Here is a 21,174-nt window from a genome sequence, read left to right on the forward strand (position 1 = left end):
GGGTTGATGGAGAAATGTGGGGTAACTGCCCGGGAAGAGTTTGCCGGGCGGGTATCCCACTCTCCCCCCATGCACTGTAAATTTCGGGCCATGCCCCGTGGACGCCACCGCAATCCCGAACCCCTGCACCGGCTGCTCACGCCGACGACCGTGGCCGGCGTGTCCGTCGCCAGTGCGGGCGCGGCCTGGTTGCTGGCGGAACCGATGGCGCTGCGGCTGCTCGTGGCCGTCACGGCGGCCGCCGGGGTCGCCGGTGCCGTCGTCATGCGCGCCTGGGACCGCTCGGCGGGCCGCCACGTCGCGGAGCTCGCGCGCGAGCGGGTCAAGGACGAGTGGCGGACGGACGAACGCATAGCCGAGCTCGAATCCGACCTCGAAGAGGCCCGCATGCTGCGGGCCGGGCTCGACGCCAAGCTGCGGGCCAAGCGGGTCGAACTGGCGGGCCTGCGCGGCGAGCACGCGGCGCTGCTGCGCCGGTACGCGACCGCCGAGACCGAGCGGGCCAGCGCCCTGGAAGGCCGCCGGCTGCTGGCCATCGAGGCCTCCGCCGCTCCGGCCCAGGCTCCCAAGGAACTTCCGGCCGTCACCGAGGAGCGCACCTCGGCGGGCGCGCCCACCACGGTCGGCTACGCCCGGGCCCACGCGGCCCTGAGGGCGCTGGCCCGCAAGCGGAAGACGCGGGAGCTGCCGGCGGCGCCGTCCGCGCCCTCGTCCCCGGAGCCCGATCCCGATCCGGGTCCCGGCCGTGGCCACGCCCACGCCCCCGCTGCTTCGTCCTCGCTGCCCGCGCGGCGTCCGGCGGCCGCGGTGGCCCCGTACGCGGCCCAGCGTCGTACGGCCTCCCGCGTCGAGGGCGGCTTCGACTTCTTCGGCACCAAGAACGCGGCGCAGGCCCGCGCGGCGATCGAGGCGGTCCAGAACGAGGACCTGGCCGACGTGGTCGGCGCCGAGGTCCTCGCCGTGCACAAGGCGGAGTCCGCCCAGGCCGTCGCGGAGCCGGAGTTCAAGCCGCCGACCGACGAGACCCGTGCAGTGGGCCAGGTCATCGACCTGACGGCCCACGACGAGACCGAGCCGATCGACGTGGTGCGGCTGCGCACCGCGATCTCCTAGCGCCGGTCCCCCCGGCCGGCCGGCTCTAGCGGATCGAGTCGAACCAGCGGACCACCTGCGGCGCCGAGCGGACCGCGGTGGCGGTGTGGTCGGCGTCCGGCCCCTGGTCGACGACCTTCGCGCGGACCCCGTGGCGGGCCAGATCGGCGGCGCAGGCCCGGGAGTTGGCGATCGGCACGTCGGTGTCGGCCCCGCCCGCGTACAGGCGTACGGGCGCGGTGGGCTTCCAGTCGCAGACCCCGTCGTTGGCCTTCACGGCCGCCAGCAGGGCCCCGCGCGGGCTGCGGACGCTCTCGGCCCACTGCGGGGTCAGCAGCTCCTGAGGCGTTGCCGGGAGCGCGGCCACGATGTCCTGCGGCAGGTGGCTCCCGTCGAACAGGCCTTCCACAACCTGTGCATAGGGTGCGCGGAACACCTCGGCGGGGTCCTTGTAGAGCGGGTGGAGCCGGTTCTGCGCCGTGAGGAAGTAGGAGAGGTAGAAGACGGCGACGCGGGGATCGATCCGGCCGTCGGTGATCCCCGGGAACTCGGTGCCGAGCAGGTCGTGCGGCCCGGCCATCGGGGCCAGCGCCCGCAGGCGCAGCCCGTCGCGGCCGCGCGAGAGCTCGCGGCCCAGGGCCATCGCCACCTGGCCGCCCTGCGAGAAGCCGGTGGCGTACACGTCCCGGGTGACCGGGCGCCCCAGCCGGTCCGCGGCGGTGCGGGCCGCCTTCAGCATGTCCACGGAGGCCGTGACGGAGGACCGGGTGTCCATGTACGGGTGGCTGCCGGGGCCGCCGCCCAGTCCCAGGTAGTCCGGTGCGGCCACGGCCCGCCCGGCGGAGGCGTGCAGGTACGGGGTGAGCCGGTTGGAGCCGGCGCCCCCGGACGGGGCGTCGTCGCGGGTGGCGACCGTGCCGTGGGTGTCGGAGACCAGGTCGAGCCGGTGCGGGCCGCCGCGCGGGAGGACCAGCAGCCCGGTCGCGGTGGTGGGCCTGCCCTGCGGATCCACGGTGGCGTAGGTCAGCCGGTGGGCGCTCACGCCGTACCGGACGGTCCCGGGGTCGATGCCGAGGGTGCCGAGTTCGGCGACGACCTGGTCGCGGTCGAGGAGGTCCAGCGGGGTGACGGAGAGGAGGGAGCCGCGGGCGGAGGCGGACGCGGTGGCCGGCGCGGCCGGGGCCGCCAGCGCCACCGGGGCGGCGATCCCGCCGAGTACGACGGCGAGGGCCACGGCGGCGGCGCCGCGCCGCAGCCCCTGTCCGCGCTGCCGCCCGCTGTGCTGCCTGTGCTGCTGCGTGATCGTCATGACCGAGACGCTACGGACGGCCGCCGCACCCCAACATCCGGACAGCACCCCCGGGTTGAGGGGGAAATCCCCCGCACGGGAGGAGGGCCTCAGAACAGCGGCAGCTGTCCGGGGATTTCGGAGAGGACGAAGCCGTCGAGAGTCGGCGCGGAGGCGCCGAGCACAACTGGCGCCCGGGAGCCGGGGCAGGACACCAGGTCGCCGCGGTCGCGCCCGACGGGCGGGTCGTGGCGGGCGATCCGTCCGGCGGTGACCGCGCAGTCGCGACCGCAGGCGGGGCAGGCCCGGCGGGGAGAGTGGGACATGGCGCCCAGTCTGCCCTGCCGCACCGGCATCAGCCCTGCTGGGAGCCGAGCCGCGCCTCGTGCGCCCGCTCGGTCCGGGCCCACAGCGTGGCCCGGTCCGCCGCCGTCAGGCCGTCGGGCTCGCGCCCGAGAGCGTGGCCATGGCCTCGAAGAGCTCGTCCGGCGAGGCCGGTTCCCCCTGGTCGCGCCCGGCCTTCGGGCCGATGCCCAGCAGCACCTTGCCGTGCAGCCGGTACATGACCCCGCTGCCCCGCAGGCCCGCGACCAGCCCTTCCACGATCCGGACATGTCCCGGGGACGGGCTATTTGTCGATGTCGCCGACCACGAAGAAGAGCGAGCCCAGGATCGCCACCATGTCCGCGACCAACTGCCCCGGCAGCAGCACCGCCAGCGCCTGGATGTTGTTGTACGAGGCGCTGCGCAGCTTCAGCCGGTACGGGGTCTTCTCGCCCTTGGAGACGAGGTAGTAGCCGTTGATCCCGAGCGGGTTCTCGGTCCAGGCGTACGTGTGCCCCTCCGGCGCCTTCAGGACCTTGGGCAGTCGCTGGTTGACCGGGCCCGGCGGGAGGTCGTCCATCCGGTCCAGGCAGGCCACGGCCAGGTCGAGCGCGTTGTGGGTCTGGTCGAGCAGGCACTCGAAGCGGGCCAGGCAGTCGCCCTCGGTGCGGGTGATCACCTTCAGGACGTCCTGGAGCTCGCCGTAGGCCAGGTACGGCTCGTCGCGGCGCAGGTCGAAGTCGACGCCGGAGGCCCGGGCGATCGGGCCGGAGACCCCGTACGCGTGCACCGCCTCGGCGGACAGGACGCCGACACCGCGCGTACGGGCCCGGAAGATCTCGTTCCCGCGGACCAGCTTGTCGTAGACGTCCATCCGGGTCCGTACGTCGGCGATCGCCGCGCGGGCCCGGCCGAGCCAGCCGGCCGGGAGGTCCTCCTTGAGGCCGCCGACCCGGTTGAACATGTAGTGCATACGGCCGCCGGAGATCTCCTCCATGACGGCCTGGAGCTCCTCGCGCTCGCGGAACGCGTGGAAGATCGGGGTGATTCCGCCCAGTTCGAGCGGGTACGAGCCGAGGAACATCAGGTGATTCAGCACCCGGTTCAGCTCGGCCAGCAGGGTGCGCATCCAGACGGCCCGCTCGGGGACCTCCATGCCGAGCATCCGCTCGACCGCCATCACCACGCCCAGCTCGTTCGAGAACGCGGACAGCCAGTCGTGGCGGTTCGCCAGCATCACGATCTGCCGGTAGTCGCGGGCCTCGAAGAGCTTCTCGGCGCCGCGGTGCATGTAGCCGACCACCGGCTCGGCGCTGACGATCCGCTCGCCGTCCAGGACGAGGCGCAGGCGCAGGACGCCGTGCGTGGAGGGGTGCTGGGGGCCGATGTTGAGCACCATGTCGGTGCTTTCCGCCGCTCCGCCGATACCGACCGTGGTCTGCGTCATACCGGCATTGTCTCAGCCCTAGTGTGGACGCATGGAAACGGGGACGATGGGCGAGACGGGCGGACCCGCATGGGTCGGGCTGCCGGGCGGGCTGCTCACGCTGCGGCGGACGCTGTTGGTGATATGGACGGTGCTGCTCGCCGTCGTGACGGCCGTCGTACTGGGGCTGACGCTCGGCCCGGTGTGGGCGGTCCTCGGGGCGTTCTGGCTGCTGGTCCTGGTCTGGGGCTGGGTGCTCCTCGGCCGGAACTGGCGCTCCTGGCGGTACGCGGAGCGCGCGGACGACCTGCTGATCAGCCGCGGAGTGCTCTGGCGGGAGGAGACCGTGGTCCCGTACGGGCGGATGCAGCTGGTCGAGGTCACCTCGGGCCCGCTGGAACGGCGCTTCGGCCTGGCCTCCGTACAGCTGCACACGGCGGCGGCCGCCAGCGACGCCAAGATCCCCGGGCTGGTGCCGGCCGAGGCGGAGCGGCTGCGCGACCGGCTCACCGCCCTCGGCGAGGCAAGGTCGGCGGGCCTGTGAGCCCCGCACCGGTCGACGGCGCCCACGACGGCGCCGACGGGAGCGCCGCGCACGATCCCGCGAGCGGCCCCGGCGTGGAGCGCCGGCTGCACCCCTTCACCCCGCTGCGCCGTGCCTGGGTGCCGATCGCCGCGACCGTCGGCGTGATCGCCCAGCAGGGCGACCAGGCCGGGAGGTGGGTGGCCGACCTGTCCGCCCTCCTGCGGGCGGCCGCGCTGGCCGGCCTCATCATGGTGTTCGGCGCGTACGGCTTCCTCAGCTGGTGGTTCACCCACTACGCCATCACCGACACCGAGCTGCGCATCCGCAGTGGACTCCTCTTCCGGCGCACCGCGCACATCCGCCTGGACCGGCTCCAGGCCGTGGACGTCACCCGCCCGCTCCTGGCCCGGCTCACCGGCGTCGCCAGCCTGCGGCTCGACGTCATCGGCACCGAGGAGAAGGACCAGCTGTCCTTCCTCAGCGAGAAGGAGGCCGTCGCCCTGCGCGCCGAGCTCCTCGCCCGCGCGGCGGGTTTCGCTCCCGAGGAGGCCGTACGCCTGGGCGAGGCGCCCGAGCGCGAACTGCTGCGGGTGACCCCGCGCGAGCTCGTCGTATCGCTGCTGCTCAACCTCGGCGTCTGGGTCCTGCTGGTCCCCGGGCTGACCGTGCCGGCCGTCGTGTGGTGGGTCAGCTCCAGCCCGTGGGCGGCCCTCGTCGCGGTGCTCCCGATGCTCGGCGCGGTCTGGGCCGGTACCGTCGGCCGCTTCCTCACCGAGTACGACTGGCGGGTCGCCGAGTCCCCGGACGGGCTGCGCCTGGACCACGGCCTGCTGGACCGGGCGCATGAGACCGTGCCGCCGGGGCGCGTGCAGAACGTACGGCTCGTGCAGCCGCTGCTGTGGCGGCGGCGCGGCCTGGTCCGCGTCGAGCTGAAGGTCGCGGGCTCCAACAACACCGTCCTGGTCCCCGTGGCCTCGAAGGACGCCGCCTTCGCCGTGGTCGCCCGGGTGCTGCCCGGGGTGGACCCGGCGGCCCTGTCCTTCTCCGGATCCCCGCGGACCGGGTCCCGCTGGGTGGTCCCGGTGTGGTGGAAGGGCTACGCCCTGGCCGTCTCCCCGGAGGTGTTCGCAAGCCGGCACGGCCGCCTGTGCCGGCGTACGGACATCGTCCCGCACGCCAAGGTGCAGAGTGTCCGCTTCACGCAGGGCCCGTGGGCCCGCAGCCGCGGCGTCGCCGACGTCCATGTGGACAGCGGCGCGAACTGCACGGTCACGGCCCGGCTCCGCCCGGAGCCGGAGGCCGCGGCCCTGCTGCACGCCCAGGCCGCCCGCTCCCGCACCTCGCGGGCCTCGGCCGCCCCGGACCGCTGGATGACGGCGCGGCCGTCGGCCCCGCGGGCGGGGGGCGATACCCCCTAGCCGGCCCCGCCGCCCGCGCGGACCTGGCCCGTCTCGTAGGCCAGGACCACCACCTGGACCCGGTCGCGCAGCCCCAGCTTGGTCAGGATGCGGCCCACGTGGGTCTTCACCGTCGCCTCGGAGAGGACCAGCCGGGCCGCGATCTCGCCGTTCGACAGGCCCTGCGCCACCAGCAGCATGACCTCGCGCTCGCGCTCCGTCAGCCGCTCGATCTCCTTGTTCCGCGGCTCCTCGGTGGTCGTCGGCAGCATCGGCGCGAAGCGGTCCAGCAGCCGACGCGTCGTGGACGGGGCCACCACCGCGTCCCCGCTGTGCACCGAGCGGATGGCCGCGAGGAGCTCGCCCGGCGGGACGTCCTTCAGCATGAACCCGCTCGCGCCCGCCTTCAGGCCCGAGAAGGCGTACTCGTCCAGGTCGAAGGTGGTCAGGATGATCACCTTCGGGTGCTCCGCCGGCTCGCAGATCCGCCGCGTCGCCTCCACCCCGTCCAGCCGGGGCATGCGGACGTCCATCAGCACCACGTCCACCTTCGTGGCCCGCAGCACCTCCAGAGCCTCCAGGCCGTCGCCCGCTTCGGCGACCACCTCCATGTCGGGCTGGGCGGCGAGCACCATACGGAAACCGGTGCGCAGCAGCACCTGGTCGTCGACCAGCATCACGCGGATGGACATCAGTTACCTCGTCCTCGTCATCTCTTCTTCAGGGGAAGCAGTGCGCTGATCCGGAAGCCGCCACCGGCCCGCGGCCCCGCGTCCAGGGTTCCGCCGACCATACCGATCCGCTCGCGCATGCCGATCAGCCCGTGCCCGGCGCCGTCGGCGCCGCCGTCCTCGTACAGCTCGTGGGCCGCGCCGCGGCCGTCGTCCTCGATCAGCAGGCCGAGCCCGTCGTCGAAGTAGACCAGCCGGACGCTGGCCTTCGCGTCCGGGCCGCCGTGCTTGCGGGTGTTGGTCAGCGCCTCCTGCACGATCCGGTACGCCGTCAGCTCGACCCCGCTGGGCAGCCGGCGCGGGGCGCCCTCGACCTCGAAGTCCACCGCGAGCCCCGCCGCCCGTACCTGCTCGACCAGGACCTCGATCTGCTCGACGTCGGGCTGCGGCACGTAGTCCTCGGACTCCTGCGGTTCGCCGGTGCGCAGGACGCCCAGCAGCCGCCGCATCTCGGCCAGCGCCTGGCGGCCGGTGCCGGAGATGGTCTGGAGGGCTTCCTTGGCCTGCTCGGGGGCCACGTCCATGACGTACGCCGCCCCGTCCGCCTGGACCACCATCACCGAGACGTTGTGCGCGACGACGTCGTGCAGCTCGCGGGCGATCCGGGCGCGCTCGGCGGCGACGGCCACCTTGGCCTGGGCCTCGCGCTGGTTCTCCAGGCGCTGGTTCCGCTCGACGAGCTGGGCGTAGTAGGCCCGGCGGGTGCGCAGGGAGTCGCCCAGCACCCAGGCGAGGGCGAAGGGGACGATGGCGAAGAGCATGAAGAGGATGTCGTCGCGGGCGTCGCCCTTGTCCACCTGGAAGCGCAGGGCGTACAGGGGGGAGGCGAGGAATCCGATGGCGAGCGCGGTACGGGACATCCGGCGCGAGATCTCGGAGGAGGCGGCGACCGTGTACAGGATGATCAGCATCGCGAGGTCGGCGTTGTTCACCTCGGTGTGGGTGATCAGCTTGTAGACGCCGGTGCCGACGGCCAGCCAGAACATGCCTTGCGTCCACTTGCGGCGCAGGGCCACCACGACGCTCATCGCGACCACCGCGGGGACGGCGAGCAGCCGTGCGGTGGTGCTGCTGAAACTGTCGTCGGCGACTTGCAGCATTCCGACCCCGAAGAGGAGGACAGCCCAGAAGCTGTCGACGCCCGTCGGGTGTCTGCGGAGGAAGTCGTAGAGGCGCTGCACGTAACCCAGAGTAGGGAACGCGGATAGGTGCTGGAGTCAACCAGAGGTCCGAACCTGACCCCGGGCGAGTACTCCCCAAGGTGGACGGAAGCTTAGCCTTTGTCCGGTGAGCGCTCAGGGTGAAGGTGTGGGTCCGGTCCGGTGGCGTACGGCGATGGACGCCGCGCTGTACGGGCCCGAGGGCTTCTACGTGCGGTCGGGCGGGCCGGGGCCCGCCGGGCACTTCCGGACCTCCGTGCACGCCTCGCCGCTGTACGCGGGGGCCGTGGCCCGGCTCCTGCGGTGGGTGGACGCCGAGCTCGGGCACCCGGCGGAGCTGGACCTGGTCGACATGGGGGCGGGGCGGGGGGAGCTGCTGGCCGGGGTGCTCGCCGCGCTGGAGCCGGGGACGGCCGCGCGGGTGCGCCCGTACGCCGTGGAGCGGGCGGAGCGGCCGGGCGGGCTCGACCCGCGGATCCGCTGGGTCCCGGTCCCGCCCCAGGGGGCGACGGGGCTGCTCTTCGCCAACGAGTGGCTGGACAACGTGCCCCTGGAGGTCGCCGAGGACGGGCGCTACGTCCTGGTCGCCCCGGACGGTACGCAGAGCCCGGGCGGCCCGCTCGACGGCGCGGACCGGGCCTGGCTGGAGCGGTGGTGGCCGGGCGGCGGCCGCGCGGAGATCGGGCGGGCCCGCGACGAGGCCTGGGCGGCCGCCGTGGGCACCCTGGAGCGGGGCCTGGCGGTGGCGGTGGACTACGTCCACACCCGGGACGCGCGGCCCCCGTACGGCACCCTGACGGGCTTTCGCGGCGGGCGGGAGGTCCCGCCCGTTCCGGACGGCACCTGCGATGTCACCGCCCACGTGGCCCTGGACTCCTGCGCGGGGCCGGGTTCGGTCCTGCTGACCCAGCGCGAGGCGCTGGCCGCCCTCGGTGTCTCGGGCGCCCGGCCCCCGCTGGCCCTGGCCTCCACCGACCCGGTGGCCTACGTACGGGCCCTGTCCGCGGCCGGCGAGGCGGCGGAGCTGACGGACCGCGCCGGACTGGGTGCCTTCGGCTGGCTGGTGCAGCCGGTGGGTGTCCGGGCCCCCGTCCGGCCGGGCGGTTCTCCGGCGCACTGACCCGCGGACAGCGGAGAGGGCCGGGATCCTGTGGCGGATCCCGGCCCTCTGCCTCAGCTGCTCAGTGCCTACTGCGTGACCTCGTCGTGGCCCTGGTGCAGGCCGCCGCCGCTGCCCGAGCCGCCCGTGGGCTGCGAGACGACCGGCTTCGACAGCGGGGCCAGGTCGTGCGCGTAGTGGCCGACCGCGTCCGCGATGACGTCGACGTTGATGTCGAGCGCCTTCTGGTCGATGTTGGTGATGTCGTCACCCTTGCCGTGGTAGTTCACGTCGTAGGCGACGCCGGCCTGGCCGCCGAACTTCGCGGCCTGCTCCGGGGTCTTGATGCCCTCGGCGCCGGTGAAGGTGCCGCCGGAGGGGATGCCCACCTCGATGAACGGGCCGTAGTCCGAGCGTCCCGAGAAGTCCGTGCCCTCGTGGGGGATCTTCTTCGAGTCGAGGAAGTCGGTGATCCCCTTCTCCAGCTGGGCGGAGCCCGCCGGGCCGGGGCCCGCGCCGGTCGCGTCCGAGTCGTCGCCGTCGTAGACGAAGTACGCGGCGTTCGGCGAGGCGATCATGTCGAAGTTCAGGTAGAGCTTGATCTGCTTCTTCTGGGCGTCCGACAGTCCGGCGACGTACGCCTCGGAACCGAGCAGGCCGAACTCCTCCGCCGACCACCAGGCGAACTTGACCTTGTTCTTGACCTTCTTCTGCTCGCTCGCGAGGCGCTGGGCGACCTGGAGGATGCCCGCCGAGCCGGAGCCGTTGTCGTTGATGCCGGGGCCCGCCGCCACCGAGTCGAGGTGCGCGCCGAGGAAGACGGTGTTGTTCTCGTCGCCGCCCTTGGTCTCGGCGATGACGTTGAACGTCTTGCGGTTCTCGCGCAGCTCGCGGATGTCGAGGGTGGCCTCGACGGGGCCGGCGGCGGCCTCGGCGGCCAGCTTCTCGCCGTCCTCCTGCGTGATGCCGCCCGTCGGGACCTTGCCGAGGGTCGGGTCGCCGAGGGTGCCGTTCAGGGCGCCCGCGGTGTTGTTGTAGATGATCGCGCCGACCGCGCCGGCGTCCGCCGCGTTCTGCTGCTTCACCGCGAAGGTGCAGCCGCCGCGCTTGACCAGGGCGATCTTGCCGGTGAAGGTCCCGGAGGCGAAGTCGCCGGGCTCGCAGCCGTTCGTCCCGTCCGCGTCGACCGGGGCGACGGCGACCGGGGCCGTCACACCGCCCTCGGGGGAGTTCGCCGTGTAGGTCATCAGGTGGATCGGGACGTCGCGCCCATCGGCGCCCCCCACCGTCAGCTTTTCCTCGATGGTCTCGACGAACACGAAGTCGAACTCGTTGCGGGTGACCGTGTATCCGGCCGCCTTCAGCACGGCCTCGATGTACTTGGCCGACTGCTCGTGGCCCTTGGAACCGGCCGCGCGGTTGCCGTTGTTGTAGTCGGCGAGCGACTGGAGCACCTTGAGGTGGTTGTAGGCGCCCTTTCCGGTCGCTTCCTTGACCAGCTTCTTGGCGAGCGCGTCACCCCGGGCGACGTCGCTCTGCGGGCTTCCGGTGGCACCGGCCGGCCCGGCCAGCAGCAGAGGCGAGACGAGGGCCGCGGCTGCCAGGGCGGCGGTTGCTGCGGCTATACGGCGTGAGGGCATGAAGGTCCTTCCACGACAAAGACGAGCAGGGCATGGCGGAGCAGGGCACAGCAAGGCGGAGCGTGGTGGGGCGTGGTGGTGCCTGTGGGCAGAGGTGGTGCGCGTTACGTGGGGGATCGGTGGACGCACGTTAGACAGCAAGTGGCCACTCTCGCCAGAGTTTTCGCTGATTCCGGTTTATGAATTCCGCATATCGGTGAATACGGGCCGCCTGATTCCGGCCAACCGTCCGCCGTCCGGACCTAGCGCAGGATGCCCTCGATGAAGTCCGATCCGATACGGGCGACCGCCGTCAGGTCCAACTGGTGCTGGACGTACCGTCCCTGACGCCGCGTGTGCATCAGACCGGCCCTCTTCAGGACGGCCAGGTGCCGCGACACCTCCGGCGCGGTGATCCCGTACACGGTCGCCAGTTCGCTCGTCGTGTACGGGGCCCGGGCCAGGCTCCGGCACAGCAGCATCCGCATGGGGTGCGCCAGCGCCTCCATCCGCAGCTGGAGCAGTTCCACCGAGCCCGGCGCGGAGGCCAGTTCGGGGGAGCCGAGCGGATAGTGGACCACCAGGCGCCAGCCCGGGGCGTGCAGCACCAGCAGATGCGGCCAGCCGAAGTTGGTCGGTACGAGGACCAGGCCGGCGCCTATTCGGTCGTCGGTGGCGGTGGTCGACCCGTGGACCATCTTGTCGGCGGTGATCGTCGTGCCGCGCTCGTCGATGCTCAGGGCCGCCGAGACCTCCTTCAGCGCGGTCGGCAGCCCCTTGCGCCGCAGCACCTCGGTCTTGTGCCGGGCGTCGGCGCTCTGACCGGGCTCGATGCGCTTCCACGTCTCGGCGAAGAAGGCCTCGTCGCAGTCCTCCAGCAGGCGCCGCATCCACACGCGTACGGCGGCCGTGTCGTCGAGCAGCCGCACGGAGAAGTCCAGCTGGCGCGGGCCGCGGGCGGCCGCCGTCTCCAGCGCCCTGGCCCGCGCCGCCGGGTTCGCCAGCGGGGAGGCGGCCGGGCCGCCGTCGTTGTAGAGCGCCAGCCAGCAGTGCTCCATGGCGGCCCGCACGAACCGCTCGTCGTCCAGCCGGTCGAGTACGTCCAGCTCCTCGGCCAGCGTCGCGGCCGGCCGCCCGGTGCCGCCGGTGATCCCGGCGAAGGCCATGAAGATGTCGGAGAAGGAGCTGCGCCACATGAAGTCGGCCTCCAGCAGCCGGTCCGCGAGGCACGGATCGAGCGAGGCGGCGGTGGCGGTGGTCCAGGAGGCCAGCCCGGGGTGGTGCGCGGGCTGCGAGAGCGCGTGCAGGGACATGCAGAGCTCCGCGAGCGGGGAGGGCGCGAAAGTGATCCGCTCGGTGGGCAGGCCGGCGATGTCGATGGTGACGCTCATCGGGCCATTCTGTCGGTCCGCGCAGGTCGGGGCCGTCGGGGCGGTCCGCTCGGGGCCGCCGGACGAGTGATCGCCGGTGGCCCGCCGCGGCGGCCGGACGAGTGATCATCCGCCACTGCGGGGCGCTTTCACGCCGTGGATTGACGCGGAACGTCAACTGTCGTGCGGGATGCCGCCGACGGGGTGAGGCTTGATGCATGACCGCGATCGAGCAGTACCTCATCGACACCTGGAGAGCGTCCCAGCAGGGCGTTCCGATGCCCCCGCCGCCCGGCCGCGACGACGTCGCCGTCGTCCGCTCGCTCCGCTCCTACGAGCAGGCCCGCGCCGTCATGGACGGGGCCTCGGCCCGCCACCCCTGGCGCGCGGCCCTGCGCCGGATACTGGCCCGCCCGCGGGCGTGCTGAGCCCTCCTGCGGCGTTCTCCCGCTTCGTCAAAGACTCCGGACCACCCGAGCCCTGCCTTGCGTGCGGAAGCCGAGCGCGTGGCGGTAGATCTCGGGCATGCGGTAGCGCCCGTCGGTGTCTCGGGCCAGTGCGCCCCACTGCTCCAGGGCTTCGACATCGTCGGCCGTCAGTCTCTGAGTTCCTGAGGCGACATCACGCCCGCTCGCGGCTCTGCGATGTTGGCCGGGTCCAGGACCGGGACCACCATCGCGTGCCGCTCGACGCTCTGACCGTTCTCCCGGGCGAACGATTCCCAGGACCTTGAGGCGCACATTCTGGCGAAGGTGAACGTCTTACCTGCGCCCTTCGCCCCGACGACGACCGCCACGGGAAGGTCGGTGCTGTGATCCGCGATCAGTCGGCGCACCGGCTCGGTGGTGAGGAACCCGTGACCGGAGTCCATACCGCGCTGCTCAGCGAAGATCAGTCGGCGTGCGGTGCTCTCCAGGGCCCGGCGACGGCCGTCCAGAGTCGCCGACTCCTCGGGGCGTGTCGGGACGATCGGTGGCACGCTTGGGGCGAATTCGACGAGCAGGCCGGGGAGACCACAACGGCGGATGACGTCCACCACTGCGTCCCAGCTTCGTGGAAGCGCCAACAACTCCTCGCGGAACTGACTCAGCACGGGTTCGGTCAGGACCTGCTCGTCCACTGCCAGATCGTCCAGTGTGTACTCGGCAGCGGTCGTTCCCGACAAGGCGATCATGGACGACAGTGCTGCCGAGAGCCCTCTGCGCGCATCCTCGGCGTGGGCGTCATGGGTGTCGAGCCTGTACTGCGTCACGATCGCGCCGGGAGTGGGATCCACCCCTGCCACCGCGGGGGACTGCGCCCCCAGCTGCTCGATCATGGTCTCGGTGCCTTGGAGGGACTGGCTGCTGATCGTGGTGACGAATACCCGCATCACCCGAGGGTCCAACAGGATGGGCGCCGCCAGCTCCGAAGCGCCGGCCCGGAGGTCCAGTACGACGGTGTCGGCCTCGGCGGCCACGGCGAGAGCCGCCAGGGACTCGCTGAGGAAGTACGGCGAGCGGTCCTCGGTCAGCAGGTCGGCGGGCCCGATCCGGGGCGGCCCGAGCCGCATGCGCCGGCTGGCCGGAAGGACCGTCACGCGGCCCGTCCCTGGGTACCGGGACACCCGCTGGTTGGGAAGGTAGGCGGCGGCGATCTCCACCGCCGGTGCGGGATCGCCCTGCTTCGAAGCGTGCAGGAGCGCGAGGAGGTCCTCGTAGGCGATGTCGCAGCGCCCGCCTTGTGCCTGATACATCCAGGTGATGCCGGGCGCCTCCAGGTCGGCGTCGACGAGGAGGACGTGCTGACCTTGGGAAGCGAGGAGATCGGCCAGCGCCACCGCGTGCAGTGTGCGCCCAACGCCGCCCTTGAAGGAGTGGAAGGCGGTGAGCTGCTTGCCACCGACGAACTGCGAGCTCTCCGGGCGGGGAAGGGCCTCGCTCAGAGCGGAGGTGACACGGCGTTCGCTGAGCTTTGGACGGCGATGGGGGAGTGCTCCGAAATCGGCGGCTTCGACCAGACGCACGGGAAGGGATTGGGAAGCCAGGAGTGTGGGGCGGTCCAGGGCGAGATCCAGGCCCATTTCATGTTCGGCGGTGGATCCGAGGCCGAACTGTCGGTCCAGCCAATCGCGGACAGCGGCGGTCTCAGTGCCTGGGAGGACTGTCAGCTCCAGCCCGTCCCACCAGGCGTCGACTTCCAGCAGCCATTGCGGCCACTGGCCCTCCACAGCTGCTTCCGCAAGTTGGGAATCGACGTCGACCCAGGTGAAGAGCTTGCCGGTCATAGCGCTCAAGATCCCTTCCTGGCGTCCTCCACCAGTGCCTTCAGAGCTTCCATCGCCGCTTTCTGATCATCGGCGCGCAGTTCTGCACCATAGCGCCATGCTTCATGCAACTCGTGGCTCTCGATCCAGGTGCCGTTCTTGTGCCGGTGGCAGCGCAGCGGGTCCGGCCCAGGGGAGGGGTCCTGGAGATTGAGGGCCTTGGCCAAGCGGCGCAGATGGTGCGTCCGCAGGTCATCGGGTAGGGAGGCGGTGTCCTCGCAGCACAGGACCCAGCGCAGCACCTCGGCCTTCAGCCCGCACTCGGCAGCGTAGAAGAGCAGCAATCCGCCGACCGCGTTCTCCCCCGCCCGCTCGGCGGCCTCCCCCTGCTTGGCGAGCCGTTCGCGGCTGCGCCGCAACTCGCCGGCCCCCACGTCGACCATCGCATCAGGCTACTCACCGGAGGAAGGGAGGGGGACCGGTTTCTCAGGACGGCCGTCGGAAGGATCTGGTGGTCAGGATCACGGTGGAGCCACTCGCCGGGCGGGGACGTATCCCACCGACGCTGCCGCACGGCACGACCTCCCACTCTCAGGCCGCGCTCCCGCGTTCCCCGCACCGCGAAGACCCCGATACCGCGTGTCCCCTCAAGGGGCGCTGAGTTCGTTCATCGCCCGGAGGAAGGCCGACCATGTGGCTGGGGAGACGGTGAAGTGGGTTTCGCCGGGGTCGGCGCTCCCGGCCACCTTCACGGCCCCGCCGGGAGCGGTCATCGCGACGTGCACACAGGCCTCGCCCTCCTGACAGAACGAGGACTTACGCCAGCTGAGCTGAGCCATGGGGACTCCTCGGGTCACAGGGTGCGCAGGATGCTGCGGATGAAATCCCGGCTCTCCCCGCACCCGAGGGCTGCGCCCTCCATGCGGTCCAGAAGCAGCCGGTATTTGGCGAGCTGAGCTTCCGCGTCGACCAGGGCCGGGCCGTGGGACTGGTCGAGGTGGACGGTGTCGAGTTGCGGTACGGGCCCGTGGACGTAGTAGATCGACTGGCCGGAGCCGGGAAAGGAACCGGCGTCGAAGGGGATCACCAGAATCCGGACATGGCTCAGCTCCCCCATCTCCAGCAAGTGGACCAGCTGAGCCTTCACGACGGAGAGCCCGCCGAACTCCCCCGTAGGAACACCGCAGTGGGGCGCCGAGCGCGGTCGCGGACTGTTCCTCGTACGGGCATACGCCGACAACTGGGGCGGGTATCCGCTCGGTGGGGCGGGGCGGTACGAGGACACCGGGGGGAAGTTGCTGTGGGTCGAAGTCCGCGCCTGATCCGGGACGGGACCGTACGCACCGGGTTGCGCACCGGCGGGTACGGCCCTGCCCCGGCGGCGTCACTCGAAATTGGGCGCGTTGCGCTGGTACACCAGCCGCAGCCCGATCAGCGTGAGCCACGGCTCGTGGTCGTCGATCACCGAGGATTCGCCCAGCACCATCGGAGCCAGTCCGCCGGTGGCGATGACGCGGACGTCGTCCGGGTCGCCGTGCGGTCCGGCCAGCTCCTTCGCCATCCGGGTCACGACCCCGTCGACCTGTCCCGCGAAGCCGTAGACCACGCCCGACTGCATCGCCTCGACCGTGGACTTCCCGATCACGTTCCGCGGCCGGGCCAGCTCGATCTTCCGCAGCTGGGCACCCCGTACGCCGAGCGCCTCCATCGAGATCTCGATGCCCGGGGAGATCACCCCGCCCACGTACTCGCCCTTCGCGGACACCGCGTCGAAGGTGGTCGCCGTGCCGAAGTCGACCACGATCGCCGGGCCCCCGTAGAGCTCGACCGCCGCGACCGCGTTGATGATGCGGTCCGCGCCGACCTCCTTCGGGTTGTCCATGAGGATCGGCACGCCCGTCTTGATGCCCGGCTCCACCAGCACCGCCGGCACGTCGCCGTAGTAGCGCCGGGTGACCTCGCGCAGCTCGTGCAGGACCGACGGCACCGTCGAGCAGATCGCGATGCCGTGGATCCCGTCGCCCAGCTCGCTGCCGAGCATCGGGTGCATGCCCATGAGGCCCTGCATCAGCACGGCCATCTCGTCGGCCGTGCGCCGCGGGTCGGTCGAGATGCGCCAGTGCTCGACGATCTCGTCACCGTCGAACAGGCCCAGGACCGTGTGGGTGTTGCCTACGTCGATGGTGAGGAGCACGGGTTACACCGCCTCGCGCAGATCGAGCCCGATGTCCAGGATCGGCGAGGAGTGGGTCAGCGCGCCGACGGCCAGGTAGTCCACGCCGGTCTCCGCGTACGCGCGCGCCGTGTCCAGGGTGAGGCGGCCCGAGGACTCCAGTACCGCGCGGCCGGCGACCAGGGCCACGGCCTGCGCGGTCTGCTCGACGGTGAAGTTGTCCAGCAGGATCAGGTCGGCGCCGGCCTCCAGGACTTCACCGACCTGCTCCAGCGTGTCGACCTCGACCTCGACGGGGACCTCCGGGAAGGCCTCGCGGACGGCCTTGAATGCCTGCGCGACACCGCCCGCCGCCACGACGTGGTTGTCCTTGACCAGGGCCGCGTCCGCGAGCGACATCCGGTGGTTGACGCCGCCGCCGCAGCGCACCGCGTACTTCTCCAGGGAGCGCAGGCCCGGCGTGGTCTTGCGGGTGTCGCGGACCTTCGCCGCGGTGCCCTCCAGTACGTCGGCCCAGTGGCGGGTGGCCGTCGCGATGCCCGACAGCCGGCACACGATGTTCAGCGCGCTGCGCTCCGCCGTGAGCAGGTCGCGGGTGCGCGAGCGGACCGACAGCAGCAGCTGGCCGGCCGTGACGGCGTCGCCGTCCTCGGCGTGCCGCTCCACCTCGAAGGCCTCGGTGCAGACCACGGAGAAGACGGCCTCGGCGATGCGCAGACCGGCCACGACGCCGTCCTCGCGGGCGACGAAGTCGGCGACGGCCTCGGCCTCCTCCGGCACGGTCGCGACGGTCGTCACGTCCACGCCGCCGTCCAGGTCCTCGGACAGCGCCATGTGCGCGATGTCCTCGACCTCGATCGGGTCCAGGCCGGCGTCGGCCAGCAGCTGGGCGAGCGCCGGGTCGAGGCCGCTCTCCTCGCCGTCGCCGCAGGCGCAGTCGTCGCCGCAGCCGCCGTCGTTCTGGTCGATCAGGGGAAGTTCGGGGGTGCTCACGGTCACTGCTCCAGGCTCGGGGTGCTCAGGGGGTGCACGGACGGGAAGTCCGCGGAGTCGGTGGGTACGACGACCAGGGCGCGCTTCTCGGTCGCGGAGAGCCGGACGACGAGGTGGCGGCGCCAGTGCGCATCGTCCCGCTCGGGGTGGTCCTCGCGCCAGTGGCAGCCACGGGTCTCCACGCGCCGCTGCGCCGCGGCGACCAGGACCCGCGCCACGCACAGCAGGTTGGTGGCCTCCCAGGTGTCCACACCCGGCTCGGCGGTCTTGCCGTGCGCCTCGAGATCGTTCAGCGCGGTGGTGTACAGCGCTTCGAGGGCTTCGGCGGCCGCGCTCAGCGAAGCGGCGGAGCGCAGCACGCCCGCGCCGTCCGTCATGATCCGCTGGATCTCGAACCGGGCCCCGGAGGGCTGCAGCGGGCCGGTCGCGGGGACCGGTATGCCCGGGCCGCTGCCGGCGGGCCGCTCGGCGACGATGTCCTCGGCGATCCGCTCGGCGAAGACCAGGCCCTCCAGCAGGGAGTTGGAGGCCAGCCGGTTCGCGCCGTGCACACCGGTGCAGGCGACCTCGCCGCAGGCGTACAGGCCGGGGACGGTGGTGCGCCCCCGCAGGTCGGTGCGGACGCCGCCGGACGCGTAGTGAGCGGCGGGCGCGACCGGGATGGGCTCGGTCACCGGGTCGATGCCGTGGGAGCGGCAGGAGGCCAGGATGGTCGGGAAGCGCTGCTCCCACATCCGCGCGCCGAAGTGCCGGGCGTCGAGGTACATGTGCTGCGTGCCCTGCTCCTGCATGCGGCGCATGATGGCCTTGGCGACGATGTCGCGGGGTGCCAGCTCGGCGAGCTCGTGCTGCCCCTGCATGAAGCGCACGCCGTCCGCGTCGACGAGGTACGCGCCCTCGCCCCGGACCGCCTCCGACACCAGCGGCTGCTGCCCCTCGGCGTCCGGGCCGAGGAAGAGCACCGTCGGGTGGAACTGCACGAATTCGAGGTCGGAGACCTCGGCGCCGGCGCGCAGCGCGAGCGCCACGCCGTCGCCGGTGGACACCGACGGGTTGGTGGTCGCGGAGAAGACCTGGCCCATGCCGCCGGTCGCGAGGATCACGGCGGGCGCGTGGACGGCGCCCACCCCGTCGTGCTGGCCCTCGCCCATGACGTGCAGGGTGACACCGGCCGTACGGCCCCGCGCGTCCTGCAGCAGGTCCAGTACGAGGGCGTTCTCCACGGTCTCGATGCCCGCGGCGTGGACGGCCTCGACGAGCGCCCGCGAGATCTCGGCGCCGGTGGCGTCGCCGCCCGCGTGCGCGATCCGGCGGCGGTGGTGGCCGCCCTCGCGGGTCAGTTCTATCTCGCCGGTCTCCGTGGAGGTGTCGAAGACGGCGCCGGTGGCCATCAGCCGCCGTACCGCGTCCGGGCCCTCCGTGACGAGCAGCCGTACGGCCTCCTCGTCGCACAGGCCCGCGCCCGCGACCAGGGTGTCGCCCTGGTGCTGCTCCGGGGTGTCGCCCTCACCGAGGGCCGCGGCGATCCCGCCCTGGGCCCAGCGGGTGGAGCCGTCGTCGAGCCGGGCCTTGGTGACCACGACGGTTCGGCGGCCCCCGGCGGCGCAGCGCAGCGCGGCGGTCAGCCCCGCCACGCCGGAACCGACGACCACGACATCGGCGTCGAGGGACCAGCCGGGGGCCGGCGCGTGCAGCCGTATGCCGGTGCCCGCGGCCGTGTCCGCGCCGTCGCTGCCTGCGGGACCTCTGCCCGGTGTGCTCACGAGTGTGCTCCGAATTCCAATGGGATGTTGTCGATCAGCCGGGTCGAGCCCACCTTCGCGGCGACGGCCAGTACGGCCTGCCCGGTGAAGTCCCGACCGGTCTCGGTGAAGTCCAGGGGGTCCACCAGCGCCAGGTAGTCCAGCACGAGCGGCGGCTCGTGGCGGCCCGCCTCCTCCAGGACGTGGAGCGCGGCGGACCGTACGGCGTCCGGCAGCCCGGCACCCGCCGCCGAAACGGCGTGCGCGTCGGCGGAGGCGCGGATCTCGCCGAGGCGGGCCAGGGCGGTGGCCCGCTCGTCGCTGGCCGGGGAGGCCTCGGCGCGGGCGCGCAGCGCGGCCTGCGCGGCGAGCCGGTCGCGGCCGGCGAACAGGGCGCGCGACAGAGCCAGGGCGGTGCTCCGCTCGACGGCCGAGAGGTAGCGGTTGCGGGACGACAGTGCGAGCCCGTCCTCCTCGCGGACGGTCGGTACGCCGACCACCTCGACGGGGAAGTTCAGGTCGGTCACCATCCGCCGGATGAGGGCCAGTTGCTGCGCGTCCTTCTGGCCGAAGAGGGCCAGGTCGGGGCGGGTGAGGTGGAGCAGCTTGGCGACGACGGTCAGCATCCCGTCGAAGTGCCCCGGGCGGGTGGCGCCTTCGAGGCACCCGCCCATCGGACCGGCGGTGATCCGCACCTGCGGGTCGCCGCCCGGGTAGACCTCGTCGACGGCGGGGGCGAACACCGCGTCGGCGCCCGCCTCTTCGGCGATCACCAGGTCCGCGTCGAGGGTGCGCGGGTAGCGGTCGAGGTCCTCGCCCGCCCCGAACTGAAGCGGGTTGACGAAGACGGTGACGACGACCTGGCCGCCCGGCCCGGCCTGTTCGCGGGCCGTGCGGATCAAGGCGGCGTGGCCCTCGTGGAGGGCGCCCATGGTCATCACCACGGCCCGGCGGCCGGTGCGCGGCAGCTGGTGCAGCTCCTCGGCGGTGTGCAGCAGCAGATCGGTCACCGGTCGCCCCCGTCGGACTCCGTATCGGCGAGCACACCGAGCAGGTCCTCGGCGAGTTCGGGCTTGAGCAGACCGTGCGCGAGGGCCCGGTCCGCGGTGGTGCGGGCCATCGCGAGGTAGCCGGCGAGCGCGCCGGGCGCGTGCCGGCGCAGTTCCGAGACGTGCGCGGCGACCGTCCCGGCGTCGCCGCGGGCCACCGGCCCGGTCAGGGCGGCGTCACCGGAGCGCAGTGCGTTGTCGAGGGCCGCGCCGAGCAGCGGGCCGAGCATCCGGTCGGGGTGCTCCACGCCGGCCTTGGCCAGCAGTTCCATCGACTGGGCGACCAGCGTGACCAGGTGGTTCGCGCCGAGGGCGAGGGCCGCGTGGTAGAGCGGACGGTTCTCCTCCGCGATCCACTCGGGCTCCCCGCCCATCTCGATGACCAGGGCCTCGGCGGCCAGGCGCAGCTCGTCGGGCGCGGTGACGCCGAAGGCGCAGCCGGCGAGGCGCTGCACGTCGACCTCGGTACCGGTGAAGGTCATCGCCGGGTGCAGGGCCAGCGGCAGGGCGCCCGCGCGGCGCGCCGGGTCGAGCACGGAGGTCCCGTACCGGCCGGAGGTGTGCACGAGGAGCTGTCCGGGCCGGACCGCGCCGGTCTCGGCGAGGCCCTCCACGAGGGACGGCAGCGTGTCGTCGGGGACGGTCAGGAGCACCAGGTCGGCCAGTTCCAGCACCTGGGCGGGCGGCACGATCGGTACGTCGGGCAGCATCCGGGCGGCCCGGCGCACGGAGGTGTCGGAGACCCCGGAGACGGCGACGGGCCGGTGTCCGGCCTGCTGGAGCGCGCGCGCCAGGGCGGGACCGACGCGGCCGGCTCCGACGACGCCGACGGCGAGCCGGGCAGGGCGTGGCGGCTGTGATGGATTCACGCGGGAAGGGCCCTTCCGTTCCAGTCCGCGGGGGGTACCGGACGATACGTCGCCATGCTAGCTCCTGGGGC

General features: G+C 72.6%; 22 protein-coding genes. 5 read left to right on the forward strand and 17 right to left on the reverse strand.

What is annotated here, in order from left to right:
- Positions 1-90: 90 nt before the first annotated feature.
- The gene (locus ACIQZO_RS35345) at positions 91-1,113 is read left to right on the forward strand and encodes a hypothetical protein (RefSeq protein WP_403634544.1); all 1,023 of its coding nucleotides are present in this window, start codon (positions 91-93) and stop codon (positions 1,111-1,113) included.
- 25 nt (positions 1,114-1,138) lie between these two features.
- Here ACIQZO_RS35345 and ACIQZO_RS35350 read toward each other — a convergent pair whose 3' ends face one another.
- The 4 genes from ACIQZO_RS35350 to ACIQZO_RS35365 all read right to left on the reverse strand — a co-directional run bounded on the left by ACIQZO_RS35350 (position 1,139) and on the right by ACIQZO_RS35365 (position 4,151).
- Positions 1,139-2,401, reverse strand: a complete 1,263-nt coding sequence (locus ACIQZO_RS35350) for an alpha/beta hydrolase family protein (RefSeq protein ID WP_403634547.1) — start codon at positions 2,399-2,401, stop codon at positions 1,139-1,141.
- An 89-nt stretch (positions 2,402-2,490) separates the two neighbouring features.
- Positions 2,491-2,706 (reverse strand): hypothetical protein, encoded by a 216-nt coding sequence (locus ACIQZO_RS35355; RefSeq protein WP_403634550.1) that lies wholly within the window; start codon positions 2,704-2,706, stop codon positions 2,491-2,493.
- Positions 2,707-2,812: 106 nt separating this feature from the next.
- Positions 2,813-2,983, reverse strand: coding sequence for a hypothetical protein (locus ACIQZO_RS35360; protein WP_403634553.1), 171 nt, complete (start codon positions 2,981-2,983; stop codon positions 2,813-2,815).
- Positions 2,984-3,008: 25 nt separating this feature from the next.
- On the reverse strand, positions 3,009-4,151 hold the full coding sequence (locus ACIQZO_RS35365) for an NADH-quinone oxidoreductase subunit D (RefSeq protein WP_403634556.1): 1,143 nt from the start codon (positions 4,149-4,151) through the stop codon (positions 3,009-3,011).
- A 31-nt stretch (positions 4,152-4,182) separates the two neighbouring features.
- Between ACIQZO_RS35365 and ACIQZO_RS35370 the strand changes: the two genes are divergently transcribed.
- Positions 4,183-4,674, forward strand: a complete 492-nt coding sequence (locus ACIQZO_RS35370; protein ID WP_403634558.1) for a PH domain-containing protein — start codon at positions 4,183-4,185, stop codon at positions 4,672-4,674.
- Positions 4,671-6,074 carry a PH domain-containing protein gene (locus tag ACIQZO_RS35375; RefSeq protein WP_403634560.1) on the forward strand — a complete coding sequence of 468 codons (1,404 nt, stop codon included), beginning with the start codon at positions 4,671-4,673 and terminating at the stop codon, positions 6,072-6,074. The genes ACIQZO_RS35370 and ACIQZO_RS35375 overlap by 4 nt, the downstream gene beginning before the upstream one ends.
- Here the strand turns inward: ACIQZO_RS35375 and ACIQZO_RS35380 are convergent.
- Positions 6,071-6,745, reverse strand: a complete 675-nt coding sequence (locus ACIQZO_RS35380) for a response regulator (protein WP_403634563.1) — start codon at positions 6,743-6,745, stop codon at positions 6,071-6,073. The genes ACIQZO_RS35375 and ACIQZO_RS35380 overlap by 4 nt on opposite strands.
- Positions 6,746-6,762: 17 nt before the next feature.
- The gene (locus ACIQZO_RS35385) at positions 6,763-7,965 is read right to left on the reverse strand and encodes a sensor histidine kinase (protein ID WP_403634566.1); all 1,203 of its coding nucleotides are present in this window, start codon (positions 7,963-7,965) and stop codon (positions 6,763-6,765) included.
- Positions 7,966-8,119: 154 nt separating this feature from the next.
- Here ACIQZO_RS35385 and ACIQZO_RS35390 point away from each other — a divergent pair, with 154 nt between their 5' ends.
- Positions 8,120-9,064 carry an SAM-dependent methyltransferase gene (locus tag ACIQZO_RS35390; protein ID WP_403634677.1) on the forward strand — a complete coding sequence of 315 codons (945 nt, stop codon included), beginning with the start codon at positions 8,120-8,122 and terminating at the stop codon, positions 9,062-9,064.
- 68 nt (positions 9,065-9,132) lie between these two features.
- On the opposite strand, the gene ACIQZO_RS35395 is transcribed toward ACIQZO_RS35390, so the two are convergent.
- Complete coding sequence (locus ACIQZO_RS35395; protein ID WP_403634568.1) at positions 9,133-10,683, reverse strand: M28 family metallopeptidase; 1,551 nt, start codon at positions 10,681-10,683, stop codon at positions 9,133-9,135.
- A gap of 242 nt (positions 10,684-10,925) precedes the next feature.
- A complete protein-coding gene (locus ACIQZO_RS35400) occupies positions 10,926-12,053 on the reverse strand; it encodes a DUF5937 family protein (protein WP_403634571.1) in 1,128 nt (375 codons plus the stop codon).
- A gap of 197 nt (positions 12,054-12,250) precedes the next feature.
- Here ACIQZO_RS35400 and ACIQZO_RS35405 point away from each other — a divergent pair, with 197 nt between their 5' ends.
- Entirely contained in the window at positions 12,251-12,460 is a 210-nt protein-coding gene (locus ACIQZO_RS35405; protein WP_403634574.1) for a hypothetical protein, read from the forward strand.
- A gap of 167 nt (positions 12,461-12,627) precedes the next feature.
- Here the strand turns inward: ACIQZO_RS35405 and ACIQZO_RS35410 are convergent, their stop codons facing one another.
- The 9 genes from ACIQZO_RS35410 to ACIQZO_RS35450 form a co-directional block, all read right to left on the reverse strand.
- Positions 12,628-14,298, reverse strand: coding sequence for a KGGVGR-motif variant AAA ATPase (locus tag ACIQZO_RS35410; RefSeq protein ID WP_403634680.1), 1,671 nt, complete (start codon positions 14,296-14,298; stop codon positions 12,628-12,630).
- A 5-nt stretch (positions 14,299-14,303) separates the two neighbouring features.
- A complete protein-coding gene (locus tag ACIQZO_RS35415) occupies positions 14,304-14,720 on the reverse strand; it encodes a hypothetical protein (protein WP_403634576.1) in 417 nt (138 codons plus the stop codon).
- Between the two features lie 204 nt (positions 14,721-14,924).
- Positions 14,925-15,116, reverse strand: a complete 192-nt coding sequence (locus ACIQZO_RS35420) for a DUF397 domain-containing protein (RefSeq protein ID WP_403634578.1) — start codon at positions 15,114-15,116, stop codon at positions 14,925-14,927.
- A gap of 14 nt (positions 15,117-15,130) precedes the next feature.
- Positions 15,131-15,562: a Scr1 family TA system antitoxin-like transcriptional regulator gene (locus ACIQZO_RS35425; protein ID WP_403634581.1), complete on the reverse strand. Its 432-nt coding sequence runs from the start codon at positions 15,560-15,562 to the stop codon at positions 15,131-15,133.
- Between the two features lie 99 nt (positions 15,563-15,661).
- Positions 15,662-16,471, reverse strand: a complete 810-nt coding sequence (locus ACIQZO_RS35430; RefSeq protein WP_052876528.1) for a type III pantothenate kinase — start codon at positions 16,469-16,471, stop codon at positions 15,662-15,664.
- A gap of 3 nt (positions 16,472-16,474) precedes the next feature.
- Positions 16,475-17,443 carry a carboxylating nicotinate-nucleotide diphosphorylase gene (gene nadC / locus ACIQZO_RS35435; protein ID WP_403634584.1) on the reverse strand — a complete coding sequence of 323 codons (969 nt, stop codon included), beginning with the start codon at positions 17,441-17,443 and terminating at the stop codon, positions 16,475-16,477.
- Between the two features lie 2 nt (positions 17,444-17,445).
- The gene (locus tag ACIQZO_RS35440) at positions 17,446-19,206 is read right to left on the reverse strand and encodes an L-aspartate oxidase (protein ID WP_403634587.1); all 1,761 of its coding nucleotides are present in this window, start codon (positions 19,204-19,206) and stop codon (positions 17,446-17,448) included.
- Entirely contained in the window at positions 19,203-20,195 is a 993-nt protein-coding gene (panC, locus tag ACIQZO_RS35445) for a pantoate--beta-alanine ligase (RefSeq protein ID WP_403634589.1), read from the reverse strand. The genes ACIQZO_RS35440 and panC overlap by 4 nt, the downstream gene beginning before the upstream one ends.
- On the reverse strand, positions 20,192-21,103 hold the full coding sequence (locus ACIQZO_RS35450; protein WP_403634592.1) for a Rossmann-like and DUF2520 domain-containing protein: 912 nt from the start codon (positions 21,101-21,103) through the stop codon (positions 20,192-20,194). The genes panC and ACIQZO_RS35450 overlap by 4 nt, the downstream gene beginning before the upstream one ends.
- Positions 21,104-21,174 lie beyond the last annotated feature (71 nt).

This window comes from Streptomyces sp. NPDC097617 (genome assembly GCF_044761485.1).
Taxonomy (GTDB): Bacteria; Actinomycetota; Actinomycetes; order Streptomycetales; family Streptomycetaceae; genus Streptomyces.

What these genes read in the sequence shown, in the direction of transcription:
- ACIQZO_RS35345 (WP_403634544.1), top strand. Translation starts at nt 91, where the DNA reads ATGCCCCGTGGACGCCACCGCAATCCCGAACCCCTGCACCGGCTGCTC.
- ACIQZO_RS35350 (WP_403634547.1), bottom strand. Translation starts at nt 2,401, where the DNA reads ATGACGATCACGCAGCAGCACAGGCAGCACAGCGGGCGGCAGCGCGGA.
- ACIQZO_RS35355 (WP_403634550.1), bottom strand. Translation starts at nt 2,706, where the DNA reads ATGTCCCACTCTCCCCGCCGGGCCTGCCCCGCCTGCGGTCGCGACTGC.
- ACIQZO_RS35365 (WP_403634556.1), bottom strand. Translation starts at nt 4,151, where the DNA reads ATGACGCAGACCACGGTCGGTATCGGCGGAGCGGCGGAAAGCACCGAC.
- ACIQZO_RS35370 (WP_403634558.1), top strand. Translation starts at nt 4,183, where the DNA reads ATGGAAACGGGGACGATGGGCGAGACGGGCGGACCCGCATGGGTCGGG.
- ACIQZO_RS35380 (WP_403634563.1), bottom strand. Translation starts at nt 6,745, where the DNA reads ATGTCCATCCGCGTGATGCTGGTCGACGACCAGGTGCTGCTGCGCACC.
- ACIQZO_RS35390 (WP_403634677.1), top strand. Translation starts at nt 8,120, where the DNA reads ATGGACGCCGCGCTGTACGGGCCCGAGGGCTTCTACGTGCGGTCGGGC.
- ACIQZO_RS35395 (WP_403634568.1), bottom strand. Translation starts at nt 10,683, where the DNA reads ATGCCCTCACGCCGTATAGCCGCAGCAACCGCCGCCCTGGCAGCCGCG.
- ACIQZO_RS35400 (WP_403634571.1), bottom strand. Translation starts at nt 12,053, where the DNA reads ATGAGCGTCACCATCGACATCGCCGGCCTGCCCACCGAGCGGATCACT.
- ACIQZO_RS35405 (WP_403634574.1), top strand. Translation starts at nt 12,251, where the DNA reads ATGACCGCGATCGAGCAGTACCTCATCGACACCTGGAGAGCGTCCCAG.
- ACIQZO_RS35410 (WP_403634680.1), bottom strand. Translation starts at nt 14,298, where the DNA reads ATGACCGGCAAGCTCTTCACCTGGGTCGACGTCGATTCCCAACTTGCG.
- ACIQZO_RS35415 (WP_403634576.1), bottom strand. Translation starts at nt 14,720, where the DNA reads ATGGTCGACGTGGGGGCCGGCGAGTTGCGGCGCAGCCGCGAACGGCTC.
- ACIQZO_RS35420 (WP_403634578.1), bottom strand. Translation starts at nt 15,116, where the DNA reads ATGGCTCAGCTCAGCTGGCGTAAGTCCTCGTTCTGTCAGGAGGGCGAG.